General features: G+C 30.0%; 8 protein-coding genes and 1 other annotated feature. All 8 genes read right to left on the reverse strand.

All coding sequences use genetic code 11. The features are described 5' to 3' along the window. Positions 1 to 1,645 (reverse strand): valine--tRNA ligase (locus VLM92_RS02205; protein WP_325274719.1); only part of this gene is annotated, 1,645 nt, incomplete at its 3' end. A 75-nt stretch (positions 1,646 to 1,720) separates the two neighbouring features. Continuing rightward, positions 1,721 to 2,005: a binding site (T-box leader), on the reverse strand. Positions 2,006 to 2,114: 109 nt separating this feature from the next. Continuing rightward, entirely contained in the window at positions 2,115 to 2,930 is an 816-nt protein-coding gene (locus VLM92_RS02210; RefSeq protein WP_325274720.1) for a polysaccharide deacetylase family protein, read from the reverse strand. A gap of 33 nt (positions 2,931 to 2,963) precedes the next feature. After that, positions 2,964 to 4,352 (reverse strand): [Fe-Fe] hydrogenase large subunit C-terminal domain-containing protein, encoded by a 1,389-nt coding sequence (locus tag VLM92_RS02215; RefSeq protein ID WP_325274721.1) that lies wholly within the window; start codon positions 4,350 to 4,352, stop codon positions 2,964 to 2,966. Between the two features lie 69 nt (positions 4,353 to 4,421). After that, the gene (locus VLM92_RS02220) at positions 4,422 to 5,294 is read right to left on the reverse strand and encodes an FUSC family protein (protein WP_325274722.1); all 873 of its coding nucleotides are present in this window, start codon (positions 5,292 to 5,294) and stop codon (positions 4,422 to 4,424) included. A 285-nt stretch (positions 5,295 to 5,579) separates the two neighbouring features. Further along, on the reverse strand, positions 5,580 to 6,932 hold the full coding sequence (gene gdhA, locus VLM92_RS02225; protein WP_325274723.1) for an NADP-specific glutamate dehydrogenase: 1,353 nt from the start codon (positions 6,930 to 6,932) through the stop codon (positions 5,580 to 5,582). Positions 6,933 to 7,187: 255 nt separating this feature from the next. Beyond that, entirely contained in the window at positions 7,188 to 7,841 is a 654-nt protein-coding gene (gene phoU, locus VLM92_RS02230) for a phosphate signaling complex protein PhoU (RefSeq protein ID WP_325274724.1), read from the reverse strand. A 48-nt stretch (positions 7,842 to 7,889) separates the two neighbouring features. Then, positions 7,890 to 8,651, reverse strand: a complete 762-nt coding sequence (pstB, locus tag VLM92_RS02235; RefSeq protein WP_325274725.1) for a phosphate ABC transporter ATP-binding protein PstB — start codon at positions 8,649 to 8,651, stop codon at positions 7,890 to 7,892. A 21-nt stretch (positions 8,652 to 8,672) separates the two neighbouring features. After that, positions 8,673 to 9,154, reverse strand: a 482-nt coding sequence (locus VLM92_RS02240; protein ID WP_325274726.1) for a PstA family ABC transporter permease, incomplete at its 5' end; no start/stop codon positions are given.

Consider the following 9,154-nt stretch of genomic DNA (forward strand, 5'->3'; position numbering starts at 1 on the left):
GTGCATCAGCTCCATATTGGTCTATTACTTCTAATGGGTCTATTCCGTTTCCTAGAGATTTACTCATTTTTCTACCTTCTGATTCTCTAACAAGTCCATGTATTAATACATGTTTGAATGGAGTTTCCCCCATACAGAACATTCCTGCAAATGCCATTCTTACTACCCAGAAGAATATTATATCATATCCAGTAACAAGTACACTTGTTGGATAGTAGTAGTTTAATTCCTCTGTATTGTGTGGCCATCCTAAAGTTGAGAAAGGCCATAGTGCAGAACTGAACCAAGTATCTAGTACGTCTTCATCTTGCTTTAAGTCAGTGTGGCCACATTTACAAGCTGTTGGCATTTCTTTTGATACTATTACTTCTCCACAATCTTGGCAGTAGTAAGCTGGTATTTGGTGACCCCACCATAACTGTCTTGATATACACCAGTCTCTTATATTTTCTAACCATTGTGAGTAAGTTTTGTCAAATTTATCTGGCACGAATTCTAAATCTTTACTCTTTAATATCTCTAAAGCAGGTTTAGCTAACTCATCCATTTTAACGAACCATTGATCAGATAATCTTGGCTCAACTACTGTACGACATCTATAGCAAGAACCTACATTATGGTTATGGTCTTTTACTGCTATTAAGTAACCCGCTTCGTCTAAATCGGCTATAAGTTGCTTTCTGCATTCATATCTGTCCATACCTTCGTATTTTCCAGCTAACTTGTTCATAGTTCCATCTTCATTCATTACGTTTATCTTTTCAAGATCATGTCTTTGACCTACTTCAAAGTCATTAGGATCATGTGCTGGAGTCATTTTAACTGCACCAGTACCAAACTCTAAATCAACATAATCATCCGCAACTATTATAAGATCCCTGTCTACCATTGGAAGTATCGCATGCTTACCTACTAAGTGCTTATATCTTTCATCTTCTGGATTTACAGCTATTCCTGTATCTCCAAGCATTGTTTCAGGTCTAGTTGTAGCTATTTCTAAGAACTCATTACTATCCTTTATTGGATATTTTATATGATAGAACTTTCCATCATGCTCTTCATGCTCAACTTCTGCATCAGATAAAGTAGTCTTACAATCTGGACACCAGTTTATTATTCTGTTTCCTCTGTATATTTGACCTTTTTCATATAGTTTTACAAAGAACTCAGTAACTGCTTCGTTACATCCTTCATCCATTGTAAATCTTTCCCTATCCCAGTCACAAGAATCTCCTAATTGTTGCATTTGGTCTACTATTTTTCTACCAAATTCATTTCTCCAATCCATTGCTCTGTTTAGGAACTCTTCTCTTCCTATTTCGTACTTTGTTTTTCCTTCTTGTTCTTTTATTCTTTCAACAACTTTAACTTCTGTTGCTATAGACGCATGGTCAGTTCCTGGTTGCCATAATGTTTCATAACCGTCCATTCTTTTCCATCTTACAAGTATATCTTGTAATGTATGATCAAGTGCATGACCCATGTGTAATTGTCCTGTTATGTTAGGTGGTGGAAGCATTATTGTGAAAGGCTTCTTGTCTGGATTTGGCTTAGATTTAAAAAGTCCATCTTCTAGCCACTTTGTATATAATCTTGATTCAAAATCTTTAGGATTATATGTTTTTGGTAAATTAGTATTTTCCATTATATTTCCTCCTTTTATATAATTAATTTTGCATTTTTACTTTATTATAAAATCAAAAAGAGCCTTTCATCCTATAATAAGGACGAAAAGCTCGCGTTACCACCTTAATTCCATTATTAAATTATTTACTAGTTGTTTTAGTCAAGGATTAAATATTACTTGATTTATTGTTCACTAATAAACAATATAATTTTGGCTCTCAATAGAATTTAACGATTCTCACCGTCTAAACCTACTATTAGTTCAGCTTAGAAACTCCGAAGCTACATTCTGTAAACCTATACCAAGAAGACCTTTCAGCCTATGAATCTTCCTCTCTTTTAGTAGTATTTACATACTCCTCTTCATCACAGTTTTTATTTTCATTTATTACTTAATTATATCCAATTAATAATATTATTGTCAATTATTTATGATAATATATGTACTATTTTAATTTTTGTTACTTATTTTTATATTATTAAAAATACTATAAGTTTCCATCCCAGTAATTCTTCTCTTGTATATCCTCTGTTATTGGAAGTATATTATATCCTCTTTCTTTTAAAACTCTTATAATACTTTGTAGGGATTCTACTGTTTGCTGTTTTTCATGCATTAATATTACTAAATTAGGATTATTTCTGCCATAATATAATATGTTGCTTACTATGTTATCTGTTGTTCCATTCCAATCTTGTGTATCTAAGTTCCAATCCCACATTTTATATCCATATTTTAATAATAATTCATGAGAATCTTCTGGCATATATGGCTTGCTTCCATACGGCACTCTTATCAACTTAGATACTTCTCCAGTTATATTATAGAATGTATCTTTACAGGTTTCAAACTCATTTAGTGTAATTTCTGGACTTTTATATAATTGATGAATATCATGTGTTACACTATGAAATCCTGCACCATGCCCCTCTTCTTCTATCCTTTTTACTTCTTCTATATGTTTTTTCATATTTCCATTAATCATAAAAAATGTAGCTTTAACATTATTTACTGCCAATATATCTAATATATCATTTGTATATTTTGAAGGTCCATCATCTATGGTTATATGCGCTACTTTACCAAAACTAGGGCCTGAATGTTTTTGTACTTGTGATGTATCGTTATTTATCATTTCTGTTAACGTCTCATTTTTTATTGATCTTATTATAAGATTAGCTTCACTAGGATTAATAGGCTCTTTAGCATCTTTTCTTATAAAAAATCCAATCCATATTACAGTTACTGCTAAAATCATACTTATAATCAGTGTACAACTGTTCTTATTAGATTTACATTTCATCCCCCTAATCTCCCTCTTACTTATATAATAACTTTAGTTGTTACTTGTTATATTTCTGCTAAATATTTTGAGAACTTGCTTCTCTTCACTTTCACCTAATAACTCAACTCTCTTTATACCCATCATGGTTAAAAACTGAACTACATTTAAATTTTCAAATGGTGTTTCTATTTGAGTTTCTTTACAATATTCTTCTACATACCTTGTTCCATTTTCTACACTTAATATTCTCCTTGGGCCTCCTACACACCCTCCTATACATCCCATTCCTTCTATAAATGTTGTCTCTAATTCTTTATTTATAACTCTTTCTAGACCTTCCTTACATTCTTTAGCTCCTTGGAATACTGTACTTTTAAATTTAATATTTTTATTTATTCTCTGTGATGATATCTTTATTGCTTCGCTTACCCCACCACTTCTTGCATAAACCCGTCCTAAAATTGATGCTTCCACTCTATCTTCTTCTTTTTGTTTAGATGGATCTATATCTAATGCTTTAAATATTTCTTCTAACTCTTTAAAAGTTAATACAAAATCTACCGCATCTTTTATTTCATATAGTGTAGCCTCTTTTTTCTTAGCTATACAAGGCCCTATAAATACAACCTTTGCATTTGAATCTAATATTTTTACAGCTCTACCACATGCAATCATAGGAGATACAGATGGAGATACGTTTTTTAAAATCTCTGGAAAATTATTTTGAATTAAACTTATCCATACAGGACAACAACAACTTGTTATAAAGTATCCGTCTTCATTTTGTTTCATATGCTCACAATATTCAAAGGCTTCTTTAACAGTAAGCATGTCTGCTGCTAGAGCGACTTCTATCATATCTTCAAATCCCATTTTCTTCAGCGCTGCTCTAATCTTTCCAGGTGTTACATCTTTTCCAAATTGACCTACAAAGGAAGGGGCTACTATCGCATATACTGGGCATTTTTCATCTTTTAATAATCTTATCATTGGGATAAACTGTATCTTATCCGATATAGCACCTAAGTTGCAGTTTGATACGCAGTCACCACATGAACTACAAATATTTTTCTCATTACAATTGATATGCTTCTCCTTTACAAAACATTCCTCTTCTTTATTGCTTTTATTACAATATTTACACGCTTGAGATATTATTGATATTATAGGCTGATTCATTTCATCTAAATGCATAGCTTCATAAAGTGTATCTTTTAATGTAGCATCAAATTCATCTGTTGGATTTAGACCCATTATTACTCGTATTAAATTTATTATTGTAACTTCATCAAATTCTTCATGTATATTTTCTCCTAACACTTTTTTAGGTATAGTATCCACTTGATCTAAATTATTTTTCCAAGCTAATCTTATTAATTCGTTAAAAAGTTTCATTTTATATTCTTCGAGTATTTTTACATTTAGATTAATTGAATCCATAAAGTACCTCCTTTGCATATCATATATAAGTTAATATTTACAGAGGTACTTTATTTTATTTATGAATTGTTAATTTGAATTATTTATATTATGAATTAAATTTATTTCATCTATTATTTTGCTTAGATGATAATTAAACACGGGACTTTTATATTCATCTAAATCCCAATCTATTTGTTCAGATTTGTATAATTTCTTTATCTTTTCATAATTTGATTCATTTAGATATAATTTATTTTCTAATAATTCTATTGATTGCATATGAAAATATATTTCTCTACATATGTCTATCGTATTTTCTAGTTTTTCTATATTTATATTACCTCTCTTATAATCGAGTTCATCTACTAATTTTGAATATATACTTTCTACCCTTTTTATTTTTTTCTCAAATTGCTTTATGTTTAAATTTTCTTTGTTTACTACCTTGGCTTCTATGAATCCTATCGCCATTATTTCTATTTCCTTAAATTCATTTTTTGTACTATCTAAATAATCTGGTCTTGCTAATATATAATTTATAAATATTCCTATTACAACACCTATAGATGTATCTAATACTCTAAAAAAAGAATACTGAGCTGGGTTAGAGTCTATAATACTCAGGTGTATAGATAAAAATGTTACACATGCAACTACAACTGATTTATTTATTTTAAGCATATTGCATAAATATATAGTAAACATAACACCTAAACCGCATAATATCGGACTACCTGGTTTGATTAATACTATTAAAAATCCTATTATACCTCCTAAAATAGTCCCTTTTACTCTACTTAGTCCAGCCGTCATAGATCCTTTTACAGTATCTTGCATTGAAATTATACATGCAATAGCAGAGTAAAATGGATTTTGCACTAAATATCCTCCTGCTATTACACAAAGTATAACTGCTATACCTGTTTTGATTGTTCTCATACCCATTTTCTCTAACTTCAAAATTTTACCTCCTAGCAATTAAAACATTTACAACCTATTGTTTTTGTAACTAAATTAATGTTTACTTTCATATCTTTAGTATTTCTACAATCCAGTTTTCTATTGATTCAGTTATTAAATTTCATTATAAAAGATTCCTATGTTTTACTCCTCTTTTTCTATTATTATTTTATTATCTATCTAAATATAGATTTTGTCGATAGTGTTTATATCTAATTTATTACATGAAAAAAGAGGCTATTCTCTTTAGAAAGCCTCTTTCATATATTTAATATTAATTATTATCTAGATTATCCCTTGAGCCATCATAGCATCAGCTACTTTTAAGAATCCTGCTATGTTTGCTCCAACTACGTAGTTTCCTGCATGACCATATTCTTCAGCAGCATTTTTAGATGCTTCAAATATGTTTTTCATTATACCTTTTAATTTTTCATCTACTTCTTCAAATGTCCAAGAAAGTCTCATACTATTTTGAGACATTTCTAGAGCTGATGTAGCAACTCCTCCTGCATTTGCAGCTTTAGCTGGAGCTACTAATAATCCTTTTTCTAAGAAGTATTCTACAGCTTCATTTGTACAAGGCATGTTTGCACCTTCACCTATAGCTATTGTTCCATTTTCAACTAATATCTTAGCATCATCTATGTTTATATCATTTTGAGTTGCACATGGAAGAGCTATATCACATTTAACAGTCCATATTCCTTTTTGACCTTCAACGTATTTAGCACCTTCTTTTCTAGCTACATACTCTTTTATTCTCTTTCTTTCTACTTCTTTTAATTGTTTAACTATATCTAAATCAATACCATTTTCATCAACTATGTACCCAGCAGAGTCACACATTGCTATTACGTTAGCTCCAAGTTCCATAGCTTTTTTAGCTGCATATATTGCAACGTTTCCTGAACCTGATATTACAACTTTTTTACCTTCAAAGCTTTGTCCATGGTGCTTTAACATTTCACTTACAAAGTATACAAGACCAAATCCTGTAGCTTCTGTTCTAGCTAAAGATCCACCGTAAGTTAATCCTTTACCAGTTAATACTCCAGCATCATAAGAATTTCTTATTTTCTTATATTGTCCAAATAAGAACCCTATTTCTCTACCACCTACACCTATATCTCCAGCTGGTACATCTACATTTGGACCTATATGTCTATATAATTCTGTCATGAAACTTTGACAGAATCTCATTATTTCTCTATCAGATTTTCCTTTAGGATCAAAGTCTGATCCACCTTTACCTCCACCTATTGGTAAACCAGTTAAAGAGTTTTTAAATATTTGTTCAAATCCTAAGAATTTTACTATTCCTAAGTTAACTGATGGATGGAATCTTAATCCACCTTTGTAAGGTCCTATAGCACTATTGAATTGTACTCTGAATCCTCTGTTAATTTGTACATTTCCATTATCATCAACCCATGGTACTCTGAACATTATTTGTCTTTCTGGCTCAACCATTCTTTCTAATATACATTCTTCTACATATTCTGGATGTTTTACTAAAACACCTTCTAATGAATGTAAAACCTCTTCTATTGTTTGATGAAACTCAGCTTCTCCCTTATTTCTAAATTTAACAGTTTCAATAACATTTTCAATTACTTGCTTTACATTTTTATCCATATTAATAGCCCCCTTATTATAAAAAACCTTTTCTCTTATATAATAATCCATCTATTGGCATATTTTCAACATATTTTTTGTAAAATTTATTTTATTTTTTTTTATTGGAAAATTCAGCATCTTAGTTTAGTATTTTTTAATTTTACTTTTATTTTTAAACTCTATCATTAAGAATTTATAATCTTTATATTTATGAAAATTATAGTTTGTCCTATCAAATTCTATATATAAAAAAAATAAGATAAAACCTAAGTTTTATCCTATCTCTACTCTATCTCCATTTATAGCATATATTACTTTTTCACATACATTTGTAATGTGGTCACCTATTCTCTCTAAATATCTTCCTACAAATAAAAGCCTTACTCCTTGGTTTATTGTAGTCGGATTTTGATTCATTACATCTAAACAGTCTACCTGAATATGACTATATAGATCATCTATTTTATCATCTCTTGAAGCAATTTCATAACATAAATTTTCGTCTGCATTTTGTAATGCTACTACTATATCTGAAAGCATCTCTTTACATTCTTGTGCCATTTTAGGAATGTCTATTAATGATTTTATATATGGTTCTTCACCTATTTTTAGAGCTTCTGCAGCTATATTTGCTGAATAATCGCCTATACGCTCTAATTCTATAGCTATATTGCCTAAAGCATATACATATCGTAAATCTTTTGCCATAGGTTGTCTTAAAGCTATTAATTCTATGCTTCTATCTCTTATATATTCTCTTAGCTTATCTATTTCATCATCTTGTTCTATGATTTTTTTACAACCTTCAAAGTCTTTTCTTACCATGCAGTCAACTGATGCATCTACTGCTTTTTCACATAGTCCTATCATAGTAATAGTATACTGCTTTAGTGTGTTTATGCTTAATTCTAAATTTGTATTAACCATCTTAAAGCTCCTTTTGAAATATTGTTTTATTGCAATAGCCTATAAATTTTATCCAAATCTTCCTGTTATATAATCTTCTGTACGTTTATCTTCAGGATTAGTAAACATAGTTTTTGTATCTCTAAATTCTACTACCTCTCCATTTAAAAAGAATGCTGTATCATCTGATACACGAGCTGCTTGTTGCATATTGTGAGTAACTATAACTATAGTATAGTCATCTTTTAAAGATTCTATTAATTCTTCTACTTTTGCAGTTGATATTGGGTCTAATGCTGATGTAGGTTCATCCATAAGTATAACTTCTGGTTTCATAGCTATTGCTCTAGCTATACATATACGTTGTTGTTGACCTCCTGATAAGCCTAGTGCAGATGATTTTAATCTATCTTTAACTTCATCCCATATAGCTGCACCTTTTAAACTTTCCTCTACTATTTTATCTAAAGTTTTTTTATCTTTTATTCCATGTGTACGAGGTCCATACGCTACGTTATCATATATACTCATTGGGAACGGATTTGGTTTTTGGAATACCATACCTACTTTAGTTCTTAATTTTATGACATCATTGCTTTTATATATATCTTCGTCATCCACTTCTATTTTCCCTTTTATAGTTACATTGTCTATAAGATCATTCATTCTATTTAATGTTCTTAAAAATGTTGATTTACCACATCCTGAAGGTCCTATTAAAGCTGTTACTTTTTTTTCTTTTATATTCATATTTATGTTTTTTAAAGCCTGGTTATCTCCATAAAATAAATCTAAATTATTTATACTTAACTTTATATTATTTGAATTCATTTTCACACCTCGTAAAATTTATTAATAGTTTGCTTTATTTAATTTCTTTGCTACAACCTTAGCTATTGTATTTAATAATAATACCATTACTATTAATACAACACCTATACTAGCCGCACCTTGTATGTCGCCTTTTTCTTTCGTTAATAAATATGCGTGAACAGTTAAAGTTCTTGCACTATCAAATATACCACCTGGCATTTGAGCTACTGTTCCTGCAGTTAATAGTATTGCAGCTGACTCTCCTATAACACGTCCAACTGATAATATAATCCCTGATAACATACCAGGTATTGCACTTGGTAATATAACTTTATATAGTGTTTGAAACTTCGTTGATCCTAAAGCTAACGATGCTTCTCTATAGCTTTGTGGAACTGTTTTTAATGCTTCTTCTGTAGTTCTTATTATTACAGGTAATATTATTATTGATACTGTAAGTGACCCTGATAATATAGAATATTTCATCCCCAAAGTAACTACAAAGAATATTCCTCCAAATA

This window comes from Romboutsia sp. (assembly GCF_035470145.1).
Taxonomy (GTDB): domain Bacteria; phylum Bacillota; class Clostridia; order Peptostreptococcales; family Peptostreptococcaceae; genus Romboutsia_D.

Excerpts from the sequence above, each read along its gene's own strand:
- VLM92_RS02210 (WP_325274720.1), bottom strand. The coding sequence starts at position 2,930 with ATGAAATGTAAATCTAATAAGAACAGTTGTACACTGATTATAAGTATG.
- VLM92_RS02215 (WP_325274721.1), bottom strand. The coding sequence starts at position 4,352 with ATGGATTCAATTAATCTAAATGTAAAAATACTCGAAGAATATAAAATG.
- phoU (WP_325274724.1), bottom strand. The coding sequence starts at position 7,841 with ATGGTTAATACAAATTTAGAATTAAGCATAAACACACTAAAGCAGTAT.
- pstB (WP_325274725.1), bottom strand. The coding sequence starts at position 8,651 with ATGAATTCAAATAATATAAAGTTAAGTATAAATAATTTAGATTTATTT.
- gdhA (WP_325274723.1), bottom strand. The coding sequence starts at position 6,932 with ATGGATAAAAATGTAAAGCAAGTAATTGAAAATGTTATTGAAACTGTT.